The sequence below is a fragment of the Streptomyces zinciresistens K42 genome (assembly GCF_000225525.1).
Classification (GTDB): domain Bacteria; phylum Actinomycetota; class Actinomycetes; order Streptomycetales; family Streptomycetaceae; genus Streptomyces; species Streptomyces zinciresistens.
This window is the reverse complement of sequence record NZ_AGBF01000134.1, coordinates 1-18,334: the sequence shown is the minus strand read 5'-3', so window position 1 is coordinate 18,334 and position 18,334 is coordinate 1. Positions and strand designations below refer to the sequence as shown.

The window sequence follows — 18,334 nt, the reverse complement described above, 5'->3', positions numbered from 1 at the left end:
CGCGGCCACCGGCCGCGACCTTGACCTTCGCACAGGCCAACTGCTCCGTCTCCCGCCGGGGGGTGCTGCGCGGGCTGCACTACGCCGACGTGCCGCCCGGCCAGGCGAAGTACGTGACGTGCGTGCGCGGCGCCGTCCTCGACGTGGTGGCCGACGTGCGGGTCGGCTCGCCCTCCTTCGGGCGCTGGGAAGCCGTCCGGCGTGGACGAGGGAGGGCCGTCGCGCGGTGTTCCTCGCCGAGGGGCTGGGCCACGCCTTCATGGCGCTCACCGAGGACGCCACCGTGGTCTACCTGTGCTCCACCGGCTACGCCCCGGAGCGCGAGCACGGCGTGGACCCGCTCGATCCGGCGCTGGGCATCGCCTGGCCCGAGGGCGTCCGGCCGGTGCTGTCCCCGAAGGACGCGGCGGCGCCGTCGCTGGAGCGGGCCCGGGAGAGCGGGCTGCTGCCGTCGTACGCGGCATGCCGGGCGTACTACGCGGGGCTGCGCGCCGGGGGCGGACCGGCGGCGCCCTGAGCGGCGCGGCGGCGCGCTCACCCGGCGGCGAGGGCCGCCTCGATCCCCTTGCGCAGCGGCTCCCAGCCCCGGGCCCGTGCGAGGCCGGTGCGGCGGGCGCGGGCCAGCGGGCGCCAGAAGCCGGCGCCGAGCAGTGTCCGCGGGGCGACGGCCCCGGCCCGGTCCAGGACCGCCCCGGGCACCTGCTGCGGGTCGGGCACGGTGTACTCGGCGACGACGTCCTCGTAGCGCTCGCGCAGCACCGTGTCGCGGCGGTCCGCGCCGAAGACGACGAGCTGCCCGGTGGGCCGGGTGTCGACGAGCACGGTCAGCAGGTCGGGGCGGTGGCGGCGGAGGATCTCGGCGAGCTTGTACACGTCGCCGGTCCAGGCGTCGGTGTGGCGCTCGCGCGCGGCCTCGCCCGCGTTGCGGGGCAGCATGTCGTCGAAGACGATCACGCTCGTCCAGTCGGAGTGGCGTTCGACGTTGATGAAGTCGCGCAGGGCGTACTCGAACAGGTGCATGCCGTCGATGAACGACAGGTCGAGCACCGGGCGCCGCCAGTGGCCGAGCGGGCTGCGGCCGCGGCGCAGGTTGCGCAGGGGGTGCCGGCCGCCCTTGAGATGGCGCAGCGGGTCGGGGCGGGCGAAGAAGTCGTCGCTGGTGGCGCGCACCAGGTGCACGTCGCAGCGGAGTTCCGTGACGACCTTGAAGGCGGGGTCGACGGCGACGCTGGGGACCCGGGACAGCCGCAGGCTGCGGCCGTCGTTGACGCCGATCTCCAGGTAGGTGCGGTTGCCGCTGACCTTGTGCAGTTCCCGCAGGAACTCATGGCGTTTCACGAAGGGCCTCCTTGCGGATCAGGGGCAGGGCTTCGCGCAGGGCGGTGCGCCAGTCGCGCGGTCGGGGCAGGCCGAGGCGCTGCCGCCGGGTGTGGGCGAGGACGCTGTACGCGGGCCGGGGCGCGGGGCGGGGGAAGTCGGCGGTGCGGACGGGGCGCACCCGGCCGGGGTCGGCGCCCAGCAGCCGGAACACCTCGCGGGCCAGGTCGTACCAGGTGCCGTCGCCGGTGTTGGTGGCGTGCAGGACGCCGGTGGCGCCGGCGCCGACGCGGGGCCCGAGGTCGGCGACTGCGGCGGCGACGTCGGCGCTCCAGGTGGGCTGCCCGCGCTGGTCGTCGACGACGTCGACGGTGTCCCGGCCCGCCGCCAGTTCGATCATGGTGCGCACGAAGCTGCGGCCGTGGACGCCGTAGAGCCAGGCGGTGCGCACGACGACGGCGGCGTCGGGGAGTTCGGCCCGGACGGCGCGCTCTCCCGCGAGCTTGGTGCGGCCGTAGGCGGTGCGCGGGGCGGTGGGGTGGTCCTCGGGGTAGGGCGCGTGGGCGTCCCCGGCGAAGACGTAGTCGGTGGAGAGGTGGACGAGGCGGATTCCGCGGGCCGCGCAGGCGCGGGCGAGCAGCCGGGGGCCGTCGCCGTTGACGCGCAGGGCGCGCTCCTCGTCCTGTTCGGCGGCGTCGACGGCCGTGTAGGCGGCGCAGTTGACGAGCAGGCCGGGGCGGTGCGCGGTCAGGGCGCGCCCGACGGCTGCGGGGTCGGTGATGTCGAGGGCGGCGCGGTCGAGGGCGGTCACCGGCTCGCCGCGCGTGCGCAGTTCGGCCACGGTGTCCCGGCCGAGCATGCCGCCCGCGCCGGTGACCAGCCATCTCATCCGCGCTCCCCCTCCTCCACGCGCCGGACGAGCGGCTCCCACCAGGCCCGGTGCTCGCGGTACCAGGCGACGGTGGCGGCGAGCCCGGCGGCGAAGTCCTGGCGGGGCCGGTAGCCGAGTTCGGTGCGGGCCTTGGTCCAGTCGACGCTGTAGCGCAGGTCGTGGCCCTTGCGGTCCTCGACGTGCGCCACCCGGTCCCAGCCCGCGCCGCACGCCTCCAGCAGCAGGGCGGTGAGGTCGCGGTTGCGCAGTTCGGTGCCGCCGCCGAGGTTGTAGACCTCGCCGGACCGGCCCTCGGTGCGCACGAGTTCGACGCCGCGGCAGTGGTCGTCGACGTGCAGCCAGTCGCGGACGTTGAGGCCCTCGCCGTAGAGGGGGACGCGGTGGCCGTCGAGGAGGCGGGTGACGAACAGCGGCACGACCTTCTCGGGGAACTGGTGCGGGCCGTAGTTGTTGGAGCAGCGGGTGACGCGGACGTCCAGGCCGTGGGTGCGGTGGTGGGCGAGGGCGAGGAGGTCGGAGGACGCCTTGGAGGCGGAGTAGGGGGAGCTGGGCCGCAGCACGTCCTCCTCGGTGGAGGAGCCGGTCGCCACCGAGCCGTAGACCTCGTCGGTGGAGACGTGCACGAAGGGGCCCACGCCGTGGCGGCGGGCCGCCTCCAGCAGGGTCTGGGTGCCCAGGACGTTGGTGAGCACGAAGTCGGCGCCACCGGTGAGGGAGCGGTCGACGTGGGACTCGGCGGCGAAGTGCACGATCTGGTCGGCGGCGGCCGCCAGCTTGTCGACGAGGGCGGCGTCGCGGATGTCGCCGTGCACGAACTCCAGGCGGGGATGGCCGAGTTCGAGGTTGTCCAGGGTGCCCGCGTAGGTGAGCTTGTCGAGCACCGTGATCCGTGGCGCGGCGGGGTCCTCCCGGGCGTGGCGGGCGAGCAGCATCCGGACGTAGGTGGAGCCGATGAAGCCGGCCGCGCCGGTGACGAGGAGGTTCATGTGTGGATCTGCACCTTGCTGTGGTCTCCGAGGACGAGGCGGTGCGCGCTGGGGACGCTCGGCGCGGGGGTGACCTCCACATGGCGGCCGATGAGGGAGGACTCGATGCGGCCCGCCCCGTGGATCGTGGAGTCGCGCAGCACGATGGAGAACTCCAGTTCGCTGTCGGTGACCCGGCAGTTCTCGGCTATGGAGGTGAAGGGTCCGACGTAGGAGTCCTCGACGACGGTGCCGGAGCCGATGACCGCGGGGCCGACGATGCGGGAGTTGACGATGCGGGCGCCCGCCTCGACGACGACCCGGCCGACCGTCTCGGAGGCGTGGTCGACGTCGCCGTCGATGCGGCGGGCCATGCCCTCCAGGACGGTCCGGTTCACCTCCAGCATGTCGGCGACGTTCCCGGTGTCCTTCCAGTAGCCCTGGATGACGGTGCAGCGCACGTCCGCGCGGCGGTCGATGAGGTGCTGGACGGCGTGCGTGATCTCCAACTCGCCCCGCCGGGAGGGGGTGATGGCGCGCACGGCGTCGTGGATGACGGGCGTGAAGAGGTAGACGCCGACCAGGGCGAGGTCGCTCCTGGGGTGCTCGGGCTTCTCCTCCAGGCCGACGACCCGGCCCGCGCCGTCGAGTTCGGCGACGCCGAAGGGGCGGGGGTCCTTGACCCGGGTGAGCAGGATCTGCGCGTCGGGGCGGTTGCCGCGGAACTCCTCGACCAGGCCGGTGATTCCGCCGACGACGAAGTTGTCGCCGAGGTACATGACGAAGTCGTCGTCGCCGAGGTAGTCGCGGGCGACGAGGACGGCGTGCGCCAGCCCCAGCGGGCGGTCCTGCGGCACGTAGGTGATCTTCAGTCCGAACGCGGAACCGTCGCCGACCGCGTCCCGGATCTCCTCGGCGGTGTCGCCGACGACGACCCCGACGTCGGTGATGCCCGCGGCGGCGATGGATTCCAGCCCGTAGAAGAGCACGGCCTTGTTCGCGACCGGCACGAGCTGTTTGGCCGAGGTGTGGGTGATCGGCCGCAAGCGCGTACCGGCGCCGCCGGCCAGTACGAGAGCCTTCATCCGGTTCACCTTAGCCCCGGTTCCGCCGGTTTGACGGTGCCGGGATCGGCCTGATCCTCACCTTCCGTCCGTGCGCCGTTCATCCGGGGCCGGGTTCAGCCGTCGAGGGCGATCTCGCACCACACCTGCTCACCGCCGCCGACCGGCCCGGTGCCCCAGGTGGCGGCCCGTGGGGCCGCCGATCCCCGGCGTCCCGTGTCCCTCGTCCCGGCGGACGGGACGGCCCGGCCCTCCCGCCGGAGGGCCGGACCGCGTACCGTGCGGATCACCCGGATCCGGAGGGGCGGGCGGGTCAGTCGCCCCCGCCGCTGCCGACGATCCGGCCGAGGCCGTCGCCCGAGCCGGGGGCGCCTGCCTTGCCCGAGCCGTCGGCGTTTCCGCCGCCCACGCCCTGGCCGGCACCAGGGCCCTGCCCGGCACCGGCCTCCTGGCCGGCGCCCGCCTGGTCACCGGCACCGGCACCGGCACCGGCACCCTGGCCCGCCTGGTCGCCCGCGCCGTCACCGGCGCCCTGACCCGCCTGGTCACCGGCACCCTGGCCCGCGCCGGCACCCGCACCCGCGCCGCCCGCCCCGTCGCCGAGGGTGGCGCCGACCGCCTGGAGGGCGGTGGTCACCGGCTGGAAGAACGTCTCGCCGCCGACCGTGCAGTCACCGCTGCCGCCGGAGGTCAGACCGATCGCCAGCCCGTCCTGGGTGAACAGCGAGCCGCCGCTGTCGCCGGGCTCGGCGCACACGTCGGTCTGGATGAGCCCGGTGACCGTGCCCTCGGGGTAGTTCACCGTGGCGTCGACCCCGGTGACCTGACCGTTGTTCAGTCCGGTGGTGCTGCCCATCCGGAAGACCTGGAGGCCCACTGCGGCGTCGGCGGCCTGGCTGATCGCGACGGTCTGCTGCCCGACGTTGACCTCGCTGGGCGCCTGGGTCGCCGGGTCGTCGTACTTCACGAGTGCGAAGTCTCCGGCGCCGGGGAAGGTGGCCTGGTCGACGGTGGCGATCGGCCGGCCGCCCTGCGAGTCGGACCACTGCGCCGCCGCGACACCGCAGTGACCGGCGGTCAGGAAGGCGGGAGTGCCGTCGCCCGCGGTGACGTTGAAGCCGGCGGAGCAGCGCGCCCCGCCCGCGAAGATCGCGTCGCCGCCGGAGAGGAAGGTCTTGAAGGTGCCCTTCGACCGCTTCACGTCGGCAATGCCGGACCCGAGGCCCTTGACCGTCGACTCCAGCCGGTCCCAGTCGCCGCCGGTGACCGTGCGGTCGGCGGTGACGAGGATCTTGTTCGTCCTGGGGTCCACCGCCCAGGCCGTACCGGGGACGGCGGCCTCGGACCTGAGGGTCTGCGCGCCGGTCCTGAGCGCGGCCAGGCTGTTGCGGACCTCGCGGACCTTGGCGCCCGCCCGCTCGGCCTGCACGATCACGTTGTCGTTGTCGCCGGCGACGACGTTGACGACGAGCTGCCTGCCGCCGGCGTCGTAGTACGAACCGGCGAAGGCGTCGCCCAGCGCTCCCGCGAGCCGCGCGGCGAGCTGCGAGGCGTCCGCCGCCTTGAGGGTCCTGGGTGCGGCGTCCGAGGCGGCGTCCTGGGACGCGTTGGCGTTCGGCAGGAGGATCGCCGCCGCTCCGAGCGCCACCACGCCGCCCGCGGCTATCGCGGCCTTGCGCTTCGGGATTCGCTTGTGACTCAAACTTCTCGACCTCCTGGGGGACGGGGTCTGCGCCGCCGTGCGTCCGGCGGCGTCCGGGGGCGCCTGGTTGGCAGTGGGTACGCGCGCTTCGGCCGCGGCGTTCAACTCCGTTTGCGATCGCCTCGCGGGAAACACGGAACCGGACGGGCGCAGAGGGGTGTTGACGCGGGGCGAGCACGGTTCACACCCCCTCGGAGCCGACACGTTCCGTGACCGCGCGAAGACGCCGGGTCGCGGTCCGGGAGCGGAATCCCGGCTTCGGCGAATCTGCACATTCACTGCTCAACGAGGTCACGGGAGGCCGGGGTTCTGCACACGGGCACGGGCCGCAGCCACCCCCTTGGGGGCGGAGTGTCGGATTCGCCGCGGGGGCACCGACAGACCCCCCGGCGGGCGCAACAGCCCGCGCGGGCCGATGCTGTGACGCATGTGAAGAAGTCACCGGCAAGACGTGCCCGCTTCTGCACGCAAGCGGGCCTGTCGTACTCAAGTGCCCTGGTGAGGTGCCGGTTTGATTGGAAGCCGCCGCCCGCCGCGTGCTTTGATCCATCGCATCGCGGGGGCCGCCAACGGCTTTCGGAAACGGACGCCGGGCACCCGCGGTCGCGGCCGTCATCTGTCCCCAGAGGGGGCCGCTCCCCCTTGTGAAACACCCATCAGGAAGGGAAGTTCCATCATGAACTCCACCCCCCAGGTTGCGACCGCCGAGATCTCCGACGCCGAGCTCGACAACGTCTCCGGCGGCCTTCAGGTCAACGCCGTCAACGGTGCCCTCAGCGCTGTCAACGGCATCGCCCCGGTCTCCGGTCTGGTCGACACGGCCGTCGGCACCGTGGAGGGTGTCACCGGCCTGAACACCGCCCCGGTCTCGAACCTGGTCGCCGGTATCTGACCGCGCCCTCACACCGCCGAGTCCCGGAGCCGCCCCCCGGCTCCGGGGCTCTCGGGTGCCGCGACCCCGCCGACGCCGTCCGCGCCACGACCGGCCCGCCCGCCGGTCCCCGCTCATCCTCAGGTGAGGCAAGTCCCGTGCAGTTCCGCCAGCAGGCCCTCGCCAAGCTCCAGTCACCGGAGGAGCTCGACCTCCCGGTGCGCTTCGCCCGCCCCCAGGGCTGGCTCGTGCTGTCCGTCACGGTCGTCGTGATGGCCGCCGCGTCCGTGTGGGCGGTGACCGGGTCCGTCACCTCCACGGTCGGCGCGCCGGCCGTCCTCACCCACGGCCAGGGCAGCTACCTCCTGCAGAGCCCGGTCGCCGGGCAGGTCACCGCGGTCCTCGCCGAACAGGGCCGGCGGATCGCGGCCGGCTCCCCCGTGCTGAAGGTCCGCACGGCCGACGGCGAGACCGTCGTGCGCAGCGTCGCCGCGGGGCGGGTCACCGCGCTCGCGGCCACCATCGGGCAGATCATCTCGACCGGGGCGAACGTGGCCGCCGTGGAGAAGGTCGCCCGCGCGGGCGACCCGCTGTACGCCACCGTGTACGTGCCCGCCGCGAACGCGGCCGCCATCGCGGACCGGGCCCCCGTCGACCTCACCGTCCAGTCGGTGCCCGCCCAGGAGTACGGCGTGCTGCGCGGCCATGTGAAGTCGGTGGACCGCGCGGCGCAGTCGGCGCAGCAGATCGCCGCGTTCCTCGGTGACCGCCGGCTGGGCGAGCAGTTCACCGAGGACGGCAGGCCGGTCGCCGTCCTGGTGCAGCTGGACCGCGCGACCGGCACGAAGAGCGGCTACCGGTGGTCGTCCGCCGACGGCCCGCCCTTCGCCCTCGACTCCATGACCCTGGCCGAGGCTTCGGTGCGGCTCGCCGACCAGCGCCCCGTCGACTGGCTGCTGCCGTGAGCGCCGCGCCGCAGCCGCGCACGCGGCGCCGCACCGCCCCGGCCCGGCGCCCCGTGCCGAAGGGCCGCGCGAAGGCGGTCCGTACACCCACCGTGCTCCAGATGGAGGCCGTGGAGTGCGGCGCCGCCTCGCTCGCCATGGTGCTCGCCCACTTCGGCCGGCACGTCCCGCTGGAGGAGCTGCGCATCGCGTGCGGTGTCTCCCGCGACGGCTCCCGCGCCAGCAACCTGCTGAAGGCGGCCCGAGGTTACGGTCTGACGGCCAAGGGCATGCAGATGGACACGGCCGCCCTCGCCGAGGTGCGGACACCGGCCGTCCTGTTCTGGGAGTTCAACCACTACGTCGTCTACGACGGCATGGGCCGCCGGTTCGGCCGCCGGGGCGTGTACATCAACGACCCCGGCAAGGGCCGCCGTTTCGTACCCATGGAGGACTTCGACGGCAGCTTCACGGGCGTCGCCCTGGTCATGGAGCCCGGCGGGGACTTCGCCAGGGGCGGCCGCAAGCCGGGGGTGCTCGGCGCCATGCCGGCCCGGCTGCGCGGCACCGCGGGCACCCTGCCCGCCGCGATCCTGGCGAGCCTGCTGCTGGTGCTGGTCGGCGCGGCGGTGCCCGCGCTGAGCCGCACCTACATCGACATGTTCCTGATCGGCGGTCAGACCTCGCTGCTGGGCGTGCTGTTCGCCGCCATGGGCACCTGCGTCCTGCTGACGGTGGCGCTGACCTGGCTGCAGCAGGCGAACCTGCTGCGCGGACGCATCATCTCCTCCACGCTGTCCAGCGCCCGCTTCCTGCGCCATCTGCTGCGGCTGCCGGTGACGTTCTTCTCCCAGCGCAGCCCGGCGGACCTGGTGCAGCGCCTCCAGTCCAACGACCAGGTCTCCGAGACCCTGGCCCGCGACCTCGCCGCGGCCGGCGTCGACGCGGTGGTCGTCGTCCTGTACGCGCTGCTCCTCTACACCTACGACCCCCAGCTGACGTTCGTCGGCGTCGGCGTGGCCCTGCTGAACGTCGTCGCGATGCGGGTCGTCGTCCGGCTGCGGGCCACCCGCACCGCCAAGCTGCGCGCGGACAGCGCCCGGCTCACCAACACCTCTTACACCGGGCTCCAGTTGATCGAGACGATGAAGGCGACCGGCGGCGAGGACGGCTACTTCCGCAAGTGGGCCGGGCAGCACGCCACCACGCTGGAGGAGCAGCAGCGGCTGGGGGTGCCGAGCGCGTGGCTGGGCGTGGTCGCGCCGACGCTGGCCACCCTCAACAGCGGGCTGATCCTGTGGATCGGGGGTATGCGGGCCGTCGAGGGGGGCATCTCGGTCGGGCTGCTGGTGGCCTTCCAGGCCCTGGTCGCCCGCTTCACCGCGCCGATCACCCGGCTCAACGGAGTGGCGGGCCGCATCCAGGACTTCGCCGCCGACGTGGCCCGGCTGAAGGACGTCGAGAACTTCCAGGCCGATCCGCTCTACGGCCGCCCGGGGACCGGCGGGTCCACACGACGGCTCCGGGGCCATGTCGAGCTCCAGAACATCGGTTTCGGCTACAACCCGCTGGACAAGCCGCTGTTGACCGGTTTCGACCTGACGGTGGGGCCGGGGCAGCAGGTGGCGCTGGTCGGCGGCTCGGGCAGCGGCAAGTCGACGGTCTCCCGGCTGATATCGGGGCTGTACTCCCCCTGGGAGGGCGTGATCCGCATCGACGGCCGCCGTATCGAGGACATCCCGCGCGGCGCGCTCGCCGCGTCCGTCTCCTTCGTGGACCAGGAAGTGTTCCTGTTCGAGGGCACGGTCCGCGACAACGTGGCGCTGTGGGACCCGTCGATCCCGGAGGAGGCGGTGGTGGACGCGCTGCGCGACGCGGCGCTGTACGACGTCGTGATGCGCCGGCCCGGCGGTGTCCACAGCCGCGTCGAGCAGGACGGGCGCAACTTCTCCGGCGGTCAGCGCCAGCGTCTGGAGATCGCGCGGGCGCTGGTGCGCCGGCCGAGCATCCTGGTGCTGGACGAGGTGACGAGCGCGCTGGACGCGGAGACCGAGCTGGTCGTGATGGACAACCTGCGCAAGCGCGGCTGTGCCTGTGTGGTGATCGCGCACCGGCTGAGCACCGTGCGCGACAGCGACGAGATCGTCGTCCTCGAACACGGCGTCGTCGTGGAACGCGGGCGGCACGAGGAGCTGGTGGCGCGCGGCGGCGCGTACGCGGCTCTGGTCAGGGAGCGTTGAGATGACGGCCGTCCACGAGGGTGACCTCGTTCTCCAGGCGCTGGGGGGGATGGGCACGCCCGTCGACTGCGCCGGGCTCAGCCGGCTCGACCTCGAAGGCCCGCAGGTGCTGTGGCTGGTGGCGTCCGGGGCGGTGGACCTGTTCGCGGTCGACGCCGGCCGGCAGGGCCACTGGCACCACCTCGGCCGGCTGGAGGCGGGCTCGCTGCTGCTCGGCCCGGTGACGGGGCCGCAGCACACGCTGGTCGCCCGCCCGCTGCGGGACTGCGTCGTCCACCGCATCGGGCTGCGCGAGCTGTACCAGCCCGCGCACACCCAGACCTGGTCCTACGACGACTACGGCAATCCGCAGTACGTCCCGCCGCAGACGAGCCCCCTGGAGTACGCCCTCGCGCTGGGCGTCGGCCGCAGCCTGACCGTCCTCTTCCAGGCGCCGACGGCCGGCGAGCGGGCGGCGGAGGTCACCGACGACGACGTCTTCTGGATGCAGGTGCCGCCCGGCAGCGTGCAGTACGGCGCGCAGGCCGCCGCCGACCTGCTGATGGACCCGGCGGTCTGGCAGTCCATGGTGGACCAGCAGTACCGGCTGCTGACCACGCTGGACCGCTGGATCGAGCAGGTGGAGCGCACCCACGAGTCCCGTGCCGCGCAGGGCATCAGGGCCGGTGAGGCGGTGCGCGCCGAGGCCGACCGGACGCTGCTCGCCTCCATCGGCAGGCGCGGCGGCCCGCGGACGACGGCCGCCGACGCGGACGCCGGGCACGCGGCCTGCCGGCTGGTCGCCGAGGCGGCCGGGATCACGCTGGCCGAGCCCGCGCAGAGCGGTACCGAGAGCGAACGGCTGGACCCGGTCGAGCAGTTGGCGATCGCGTCCCGGGTGCGCACCCGGTCCGTACGGCTGGAGGGCCGGTGGTGGCGGGACGACGTCGGGCCGCTCGTCGGCCGCCGGGCGCTGTCCGGTGCGCCGGTGGCGCTGCTGTGGCGGCGCGGCGGCTATGTCGCCGTGCATCCGGCGACCGGCCGGGAGACCCCGGTCGAGAGGGCGAACGCGGAGGAGTTCGAGCCGCGCGCGGTGATGTTCTACCGTCCGCTGCCGGACCGCGCGTTGAGCCCGCTGAGGCTGCTGCGGTTCAGCATGCGGGGCACGCGGGGCGATCTGGGGAACCTGCTCGCCGCAGGTCTGGTGACCGTCGCGATCGGGGCCCTGGTGCCGGTCGCGACCGGCAAGGTGCTCGGCGAGTTCGTGCCGAGGGCGCAGACCGCGCTGATCGCGCAGTTCTGCCTGGCCGTGATGGTCAGCGGTGTGGTCGCGGCGGCGTTCATGCTGTTGCAGAACCTGACCATCCTGCGGCTGGAGGGCCGCGTCGAGGCGACACTGCAACCCGCCCTGTGGGACCGGCTGCTGCGGCTGCCCACGACGTTCTTCACCGAGCGCTCGACCGGTGAACTGGCCAGTCAGGCCATGGGCATCAGCGCGATCCGCCGGCTGCTGGCGGGTGTCGGCCCGGTCGTCGCGCAGTCGGTGACGGTCGGCGCGGTGAACCTGGCGCTGCTGTTCTGGTTCAGTGTGCCGATGGCTCTGGCGGCGATCGGCATGCTGGTCGCGGTCGCGGCCGTGTTCCTGGGGCTCGGGCTGTGGCAGGTGCGCTGGCAGCGCCGGCTGGTGGTGCTCGGCAACAAGCTGAACAACCAGGCGTTCCAGACCCTGCGCGGGCTGCCGAAGCTGCGGGTCGCGGCGGCGGAGAACTACGCCTACGCGGCCTGGGCGGACCGGTTCGCGCACAGCCGTGAGCTCCAGCAGAAGGTGGGGCGGGTCAAGAACCTCACCACGGTGCTGGGCGCGGTGTACCTGCCGCTGTGCACGCTGCTGATGTTCATGCTGCTGGCGGGTCCGGCCCGCGGGACGATGTCGGCGGCGGCGTTCCTCACCTTCAGCACCTCGGTGACGATGCTGCTGACGGCGGTGACCCAGCTGACCGGCGCGTTCGTCTCCGCGGTGGCCGCGCTGCCGCTGTTCGAGGAGATCAAGCCGGTGCTGGAGGCCACGCCCGAGGTGGGCGCGGCGAGCACCCGGCCGGGCCCGCTGAGCGGGGCGGTCGAGGCGCGGCGGCTGTCGTTCCGGTACGCCGACGACGGGCCGCTGGTCCTGGACGACGTGTCCTTCGACGTGCGGCCGGGTGAGTTCGTGGCGGTCGTCGGGCCGAGCGGCTGCGGCAAGTCGACGCTGCTGCGGCTGCTGATCGGCTTCGACAGGCCGCTCTCCGGCAGTGTGCTGTACGACGGTCAGGACCTGGCGGCGCTGGACCGGTCGGCCGTGCGGCGGCAGTGCGGGGTGGTGCTCCAGCACGCCCAGCCGTTCACCGGTTCCCTCATGGACGTCATCTGCGGCACCGAGCCGTACACGCCGGAGGAGGCGATGGCGGCGGCCGAGATGGCGGGGCTGGCCGAGGACATCCGGCGGATGCCGATGGGCCTGCACACCATCGTCTCGGGCGGCGGCGCCGTCTCCGGCGGTCAGCGCCAGCGGCTGATGATCGCGCAGGCGCTGATCCGCCGTCCGCGCATCCTGTTCTTCGACGAGGCGACCAGCGCCCTCGACAACGAGACCCAGCGCACGGTCATCGAGTCCACCCGGGCGCTGAAGGCCACGCGGATCGTCATCGCGCACCGGTTGTCGACGGTGCTGGACGCCGACCGCGTCATCGTGATGGAGGACGGTAAGGTCGCCCAGCAGGGGCCGCCCGCGCGGCTGCTCGCGGACACCTCCGGGCGCCTGCATGAACTGGTGCGGCGGCAGATGGCGTGACGCCCGCGCGTCGGTGCGCCCCTCGCGCGCTCCCCGGTTCACGGGCGCGGTGACGTTGTTTTCCGTACGGGAAGCGGGTACTTGCCGAGCCATGCGCATCAGTGTGATGGACGTGGGGTCGAAGACGGTCCGGCTCGTGGTGGCCGACGCCAAGGACGGGGCGCCTCTTCCGGTGCACACCGAGAAGTGGCGGCTGAGACTGTCCGAACTGGTGGGGCCGGGTGATCCGGTCCCCGAGGAGGCGGTGGAGCGGCTGGTGCACGCGGTGTCGGCCGCGGACCGGACGGCCGTGAAGTGGGGGGCCGCCACCCCCCTCGCCTTCGCGACGGCCGTGGTGCGGGCCGCGCCGAACAGGGGCGAGGTGCTGCGCGCGGTGCGGGAGCGGACCGGGGTGCACCTGTGCACCCTGCCGGGCGAAGTGGAGGCGGAGCTGACGTTCCTGGCGGCCCGCCGGTGGATGGGCTGGCGCTCGGGCCCGCTCGCCCTGCTGGACATCGGGGGCGGCTCGCTGGAAGTGGCCTTCGGCCGGGGCCGGTTGCCCGACTTCGTGGCGTCCCTGCCGCTCGGCGCGGGGCGTCTGAGCCAGGAGTACTTCGCCGGTGAGGACCCGCCGGACCCGCGGCGCGTACGGGAACTGCGCCGCAGGGTCCGCCATCAACTGCGGGACGTCGCCGCGCGGATACGCTGGGAGGGGCCGCGCACGGCGGCGGCCACCTCGCGCACCTTCCAGCAGCTGGGCCGGTTGTGCGGGGCGGCGCCGGGGCGCCACGGTCCCTTCGTGGAGCGGCAGTTGACGCGGGAGGACCTGCGGGAGGCGGTGGGGCGGCTGTCGCCGCTGCCGGCCGCGGAGCGCGCACTGCTGCCCGGGATCTCGGCGCCCCGCTCCGAACAGAGCCTGGCGGGCGCGGTGATCGCGCACACGGCGATGAAGCTGACCGGCCTGGACGCGGTGACGATCTGCCCGTGGGCCATCCGCGAGGGCATCATGCTGCGTCATATGGAGGACGGTCCCTGCTGGTGGTCGGAGGTCACCCGCTTCGACGAGGAGGGCGGGGCGGGGCTCGCGCCTCTGAGGATCGCCGCGGCACGGGCGCCCGTGCCCGGCTGACTCCGGGAACCCCCGCAGCACGCCGAGGTGCCGGCCGGGCGGCCCCACTCCGCCCGGCCGGCACCCGGTGCGAGATCGCGGGCGGCCCCTCGGCAGGGCCCGCACTCCCCAGTCCGCGAGCCGTGCCGTACTGCACGGGAGCCCGGCGATCCCGGTCTCAGAACGCGAAGAGGCTGGTCCCGTAGGAGCCCTTCACGCACTCGTTGGCGAACGTGCGCTCATAGGAGACGCGGCGGCCCTGCCACACTCCGTCCACCGTGATCACCACGGGGGCGTACTGCTTGGTGCACAGCACGTCCTCCCTCGCCCTGAGGGCGTCGAAGTCGCCCTGGGCGCCCCGCAGTTCGGCACAGGCCGAGCGGGCGTCGGGATGGCTGCCGGAGGCCGTCGGGGCGCAGCTCAGCGTGACCGCGCGGGCCGGCGCGGCCAGGGTGGCGTCGTCTCCGTAGGCCACGGCGAGCACGAGGGCCGAGGGCGCGTGGAGCGAGTCGGGGGTGGCGGGGGCGGCGAGGGCGGCTCCGGTGAGGGGCCCGCAGACGGCGGTGGCCGTCAGGGCGAGGGTCGCCGCCCAGCGCGCGGTGTTCCGCATGGTGTGCATCCTTCCGCTCGGTTCGGGGGTGTGCCGGCTCCGGCGCGGTCGGCGCCGGGACGACGAGCGGGAGTCTGCCGAGTCCGCCGCCGAAACTCACCTCGGCACCGCCGGTTTCGGTAACCTTGTGTGTTGAATCAGTGGCGCGAAGTGACGACGTTCGAACGTTTCAACACGGAAAGCCAGCGCTTCTTGATCGTTCCAATGCGCCGGGTGGCCTGATTGCACGCGCTCGTCAATCGGCCTGAAACATTCCGGTTGAGTGCCCGGCGGACACGTCTCCCACCCCGGCCGTTCATGGCCGGGCGGGGTTCCCGCGGCCGCGGACCCTGGTCCGCGGCCGGTGCGAGGCGGTGGCGGTGGCGGTGGCGGTGGCGGTGGCGGTGGCGGGACCCTGCTCCGCCAGGCGGCCTACCGGTCGGTATGGTCTGCGTACGGCGCGTTCCCAGGGACGAGAGGCGGGGTCGTGATGGGCAAGCACTGGGCCGACTTCCAGTACGAGATCTATCTCCACGGGATGACGGGCGCGGTGCCCCGGCTGCCCACCGATCTGACCCGGCTGGAGGAGCTGACCGAGCAGCGCCTCGGCCCCGGCCCCGTCGGCTACGTGGCGGGCGGCGCGGGGGACGGCAGCACCGCCCGCGCCAACCGCGCGGCCCTCGCACGGCATCGGATCGTGCCGCGTGTGCTGCGCGACGTGCACGAGCGGGATCTGTCCGTGGAGGTGCTGGGCCGCGCCCTGCCCGCCCCGCTGGCGCTGGCGCCGGTCGGCGTGCTGTCGCTCATGCATCCTGACGCCGAGGGCGCGGCGGCGCGGGCCGCCGCGGCGCAGGGCGTGCCCTTCGTCCTGTCGTCGGCGTCCAGCACCCCCATGGAGCAGGTCGCCGAGGCGATGGGGGACGCCGAGCGCTGGTTCCAGCTGTACTGGCCGAAGGACCCCGAGGTGGCGCGCAGCTTCCTCGGCCGGGCGAAGGCCGCCGGGTTCACCGCGCTCGTCGTCACCCTGGACACGCCGATGCTCGCCTGGCGGCCCCGCGACCTCGACCAGGCGTATCTGCCGTTCCTGCACGGGGTGGGCACCGCCAACTACTTCACCGACCCCGCCTTCCGGGCGGGTCTCGCCAAGCCGGTCCACGAGGATCCGAACGCCGCGGTGATGCACTTCGTGGGCATGTTCTCGGACCCCGCGAAGACATGGCCGGACCTGGCGTTCCTGCGCGAGCACTGGGACGGTCCGATCGTCCTGAAGGGAATCCTGCACCCGGACGACGCCCGCGCCGCCGCCGACGCCGGGATGGACGGCGTCGTCGTCTCCAACCACGGCGGCCGCCAGGTCGCCGGGTCCGTCGGGGCGGCCGACGCCCTGCCCGGGATCGCGCGGGCCGTCGGCGACCGGCTGGCGGTGCTGTTCGACAGCGGCGTCCGCACGGGCGACGACATCTTCAAGGCACTCGCGCTCGGCGCGCGGGCGGTCCTGATCGGCCGGCCGTACGCCTACGGCCTGGGACTCGACGGCCAGGCGGGGGTCGAGCACGTGATCCGCTGCCTGCTGGCCGAACTCGACCTCACCCTGGCCCTGTCCGGCCACCGCGGCCCAGGGTCCGTCGGCCCCGCCGACCTCGTGACGGAACCCGGATGACCGCGCCCGCCGCACATCGGCACCCCTGAACCGCCACCGGTGACGCCCCGGCCGGGCACCCGACACCCGGCCGCCGCGAGCGAGCGGGCGGGACGGGCACCGTGCCGGGGCCGGGCACCGGCGCCTCGGTCCGGGGCGTCGGGTACGTGACACCCCACGGGGGTCCTACGCGTTCTCCCCGGTGTCGCGCACCGTCCGGGTGTCCGGCCGCCGCGACTCCGCGCTCGACCGCGAACCCGTGCTCGCCGGTCCCGCCGGGTCGGTCACCCAGCGCTGTCCGTCGGAGCGGTCGCGGACCTTGACGACGATGTCGGCGCCCGCGTCCGCGGTGGTGGCCGCGAGGGCGAGCCGTTCGTCCCAGCGGGGCAGCAGTTCACCGCGCACGGTGAGGTCGTAGCGCACGTCGTCGGCCCGCGGCGCGCGTTCACCGGCGCAGCTGCCGAGGATCACCACCCCCGCGTCCGCCCGGGAGTCCAGGCACAGCCCGGTGTCGGCCGCGCTGCGCAGCAGCCCGTCCTTCTCGTACGACCACTGCTGGGCGGCGTCGGCCGAGCACGCGGCCAGCCCGGTGCCCGCCCCCCGCTTCGGCTCGCCGCGGATCTCCAGGCACAGACCGGCGTCGGCGTTGCGCAGCCGGGTGGGCCGGGGCACGTCGGGCAGCCCCGCCGTGCCGGGCGGGGGCGAGGACACCGCGGGCGGCAGCGCGGTCCCGGTGCCGCCGACGGTCGCGGAGGCGGCCGGGGCGACGCCGTCGTCGTCCGACAGCAGTCCGGCGGCGAGCAGGATCGCGATGAGGCCCGCCGAGGCGATGCCCACCCCCGTGAGCAGACTGCGCGAGCGCGCACCGGCGGGCAGCCCGCGCACCGGGACCGGAAGCCTGGCGAGCAGCCGGCGCCGCGGGGCGCCGTGCCGGTGCGCGCCCCGTCCGCGCTGCACCGGGCCCTGGGCGCGGCCGGGGCGCGTGTCGAGATAGCGCCGTGCGCCCCAGCCGAGCACGGCCTCGGCCAGCAGACCGCCCAACCCGCTCTCGAAATGGCTCAGTTGTTCGGCGGCCTGACGGCAGTAGCGGCACTCCGCGAGATGGTCCCGCACATCGGGCAGCAGGGCCCCGCCGCGGCGCATGGGGATGTCGAGCAGCCGGTTGTGGAAACGGCAGTCCTTGGTCGGCGCGAGTTCTCTGTGGGCGTGGACACAGCCTTCGCGGAATGCGTCACGCGCCTGTTCCCGTGCCGCCGCGGCGGTGGCGGTGTCCATGCCCAGCAGCCCGGCGGGAACGCCGAGGGGTTCCGCCTCGACCTCGGTGTGCCAGAGCAGACAGCGGGCGTGTCCGGGAAGCGCCTGGAAAGACCGGCCGGCGAGTTTCCGGTTTTCGGGCGTCATGGACTTCGCCGTCCGCATACCGCGGCCGCCCGCCGGTTTCACGAGGTCCGGCAGGACCCCCGATATGCGTTCCTCGGCCGACCACTGCCGGACCGTGTCCCGGACGGCGACCAGCAGCAGGGGGCGCAGCGCCGCGGCGGGCTCACCGAGCGCCAGACGGTCGAGGACCTGGTGGAACGCGGCGGCCGTGACCATGTCGGCGACGCCCGCCCGGGAGGCCAGGCAGATCACCGCGTACGCGCGCGCGGACGGCCAGTGGCGTGCCATGAGCAGGGCGACGGACGGCGCGGCCCCGCCGTCCGCACGGCCCCGCAGCCGGGCCGCGAGACCTTCGTCGGATTCCTCCGCAACCCCGCTCGGCGGAGGGTAGGGAGGGCGAGGGGGGTGGGGGGTGGGCACTGAGCGGATTCCTTCCCACACGCGTGCTGCGGAGGCGGGCAGCCGAAAAGGAGCAGGCGCTTGGGTGGTTATCTCTTCGGCGCCGGCCCGGGGAGTGCGTATTCACCGCGGCCCGTTCGCGCCGGTTCTCCACGGAACGAATGGGCGTCCGGTCCGTTCCGCCCCCCACGGGCACTTCACCCTTGCACAGTGGGCGGAAGGCCAACAAGGCACTCGGGCAACATCCGCACCTTTGAAATAAAGTCAGATACGGCGCCCGCTCTCGCCCGCGGCCTTGTCCCCGGGGTCCTCGGGCATTTCCCTGCGCCCCGTGCGAAATCCGCGCCCGCGCCGGGGCGCCGCGCGCGCTCCCCGGCGCGTGCGCCCGCGTGGTCCACCGGCGCCGGGCCTCCGGGAGGGCGGCCCGGCGCGAATCCCC

13 protein-coding genes and 1 pseudogene are annotated in these 18,334 nt (G+C 74.0%); 7 read left to right on the top strand and 7 right to left on the bottom strand.

Annotated elements, in window-relative coordinates:
- Nucleotides 1-517 (top strand): annotated as a pseudogene (locus SZN_RS26670) (dTDP-4-dehydrorhamnose 3,5-epimerase family protein); the annotation flags it as partial.
- A 17-nt stretch (nucleotides 518-534) separates the two neighbouring features.
- On the opposite strand, the gene SZN_RS26665 reads toward SZN_RS26670, so the two are convergent.
- The 5 genes from SZN_RS26665 to SZN_RS26645 all read right to left on the bottom strand — a co-directional run bounded on the left by SZN_RS26665 (nucleotide 535) and on the right by SZN_RS26645 (nucleotide 5,940).
- The gene (locus SZN_RS26665) at nucleotides 535-1,338 is read right to left on the bottom strand and encodes a class I SAM-dependent methyltransferase (RefSeq protein ID WP_043733289.1); all 804 of its coding nucleotides are present in this window, start codon (nucleotides 1,336-1,338) and stop codon (nucleotides 535-537) included.
- Entirely contained in the window at nucleotides 1,325-2,206 is an 882-nt protein-coding gene (rfbD, locus tag SZN_RS26660; protein WP_007500826.1) for a dTDP-4-dehydrorhamnose reductase, read from the bottom strand. The genes SZN_RS26665 and rfbD overlap by 14 nt, the downstream gene beginning before the upstream one ends.
- Entirely contained in the window at nucleotides 2,203-3,195 is a 993-nt protein-coding gene (gene rfbB, locus SZN_RS26655) for a dTDP-glucose 4,6-dehydratase (RefSeq protein ID WP_007500823.1), read from the bottom strand. The genes rfbD and rfbB overlap by 4 nt, the downstream gene beginning before the upstream one ends.
- Complete coding sequence (locus SZN_RS26650) at nucleotides 3,192-4,259, bottom strand: glucose-1-phosphate thymidylyltransferase (RefSeq protein WP_007500821.1); 1,068 nt, start codon at nucleotides 4,257-4,259, stop codon at nucleotides 3,192-3,194. The genes rfbB and SZN_RS26650 overlap by 4 nt, the downstream gene beginning before the upstream one ends.
- A 292-nt stretch (nucleotides 4,260-4,551) precedes the next feature.
- Complete coding sequence (locus SZN_RS26645; RefSeq protein ID WP_007500817.1) at nucleotides 4,552-5,940, bottom strand: S1 family peptidase; 1,389 nt, start codon at nucleotides 5,938-5,940, stop codon at nucleotides 4,552-4,554.
- Between the two features lie 676 nt (nucleotides 5,941-6,616).
- Here SZN_RS26645 and SZN_RS26640 point away from each other — a divergent pair.
- From SZN_RS26640 to SZN_RS26620, 5 genes are all read left to right on the top strand, one after another.
- Nucleotides 6,617-6,832, top strand: a complete 216-nt coding sequence (locus tag SZN_RS26640) for a hypothetical protein (protein WP_007500815.1) — start codon at nucleotides 6,617-6,619, stop codon at nucleotides 6,830-6,832.
- A 137-nt stretch (nucleotides 6,833-6,969) separates the two neighbouring features.
- The gene (locus SZN_RS26635; protein WP_007500814.1) at nucleotides 6,970-7,776 is read left to right on the top strand and encodes an HlyD family efflux transporter periplasmic adaptor subunit; all 807 of its coding nucleotides are present in this window, start codon (nucleotides 6,970-6,972) and stop codon (nucleotides 7,774-7,776) included.
- Nucleotides 7,773-9,995, top strand: coding sequence for an NHLP family bacteriocin export ABC transporter peptidase/permease/ATPase subunit (locus SZN_RS26630; protein WP_007500812.1), 2,223 nt, complete (start codon nucleotides 7,773-7,775; stop codon nucleotides 9,993-9,995). Before SZN_RS26635 ends, SZN_RS26630 begins: the two co-directional genes overlap by 4 nt.
- A 1-nt stretch (nucleotide 9,996) precedes the next feature.
- Nucleotides 9,997-12,801 carry an NHLP bacteriocin export ABC transporter permease/ATPase subunit gene (locus tag SZN_RS26625; RefSeq protein ID WP_007500811.1) on the top strand — a complete coding sequence of 935 codons (2,805 nt, stop codon included), beginning with the start codon at nucleotides 9,997-9,999 and terminating at the stop codon, nucleotides 12,799-12,801.
- Between the two features lie 91 nt (nucleotides 12,802-12,892).
- Nucleotides 12,893-13,909, top strand: a complete 1,017-nt coding sequence (locus tag SZN_RS26620; protein ID WP_007500809.1) for a Ppx/GppA family phosphatase — start codon at nucleotides 12,893-12,895, stop codon at nucleotides 13,907-13,909.
- A 157-nt stretch (nucleotides 13,910-14,066) separates the two neighbouring features.
- On the opposite strand, the gene SZN_RS26615 is transcribed toward SZN_RS26620, so the two are convergent.
- Entirely contained in the window at nucleotides 14,067-14,498 is a 432-nt protein-coding gene (locus tag SZN_RS26615) for a subtilase-type protease inhibitor (protein WP_007500808.1), read from the bottom strand.
- Nucleotides 14,499-14,967: 469 nt separating this feature from the next.
- Between SZN_RS26615 and SZN_RS26610 the strand changes: the two genes are divergently transcribed.
- Complete coding sequence (locus SZN_RS26610; RefSeq protein WP_007500807.1) at nucleotides 14,968-16,137, top strand: alpha-hydroxy-acid oxidizing protein; 1,170 nt, start codon at nucleotides 14,968-14,970, stop codon at nucleotides 16,135-16,137.
- 165 nt (nucleotides 16,138-16,302) lie between these two features.
- On the opposite strand, the gene SZN_RS26605 is transcribed toward SZN_RS26610, so the two are convergent.
- On the bottom strand, nucleotides 16,303-17,916 hold the full coding sequence (locus SZN_RS26605; protein ID WP_007500806.1) for an RICIN domain-containing protein: 1,614 nt from the start codon (nucleotides 17,914-17,916) through the stop codon (nucleotides 16,303-16,305).
- Nucleotides 17,917-18,334 lie beyond the last annotated feature (418 nt).

Coding starts and splice junctions, on each gene's coding strand:
- rfbD (WP_007500826.1), bottom strand. CDS start 2,206: ATGAGATGGCTGGTCACCGGCGCGGGCGGCATGCTCGGCCGGGACACC.
- rfbB (WP_007500823.1), bottom strand. CDS start 3,195: ATGAACCTCCTCGTCACCGGCGCGGCCGGCTTCATCGGCTCCACCTAC.
- SZN_RS26650 (WP_007500821.1), bottom strand. CDS start 4,259: ATGAAGGCTCTCGTACTGGCCGGCGGCGCCGGTACGCGCTTGCGGCCG.
- SZN_RS26640 (WP_007500815.1), top strand. CDS start 6,617: ATGAACTCCACCCCCCAGGTTGCGACCGCCGAGATCTCCGACGCCGAG.
- SZN_RS26625 (WP_007500811.1), top strand. CDS start 9,997: ATGACGGCCGTCCACGAGGGTGACCTCGTTCTCCAGGCGCTGGGGGGG.
- SZN_RS26620 (WP_007500809.1), top strand. CDS start 12,893: ATGCGCATCAGTGTGATGGACGTGGGGTCGAAGACGGTCCGGCTCGTG.
- SZN_RS26615 (WP_007500808.1), bottom strand. CDS start 14,498: ATGCGGAACACCGCGCGCTGGGCGGCGACCCTCGCCCTGACGGCCACC.
- SZN_RS26610 (WP_007500807.1), top strand. CDS start 14,968: ATGGGCAAGCACTGGGCCGACTTCCAGTACGAGATCTATCTCCACGGG.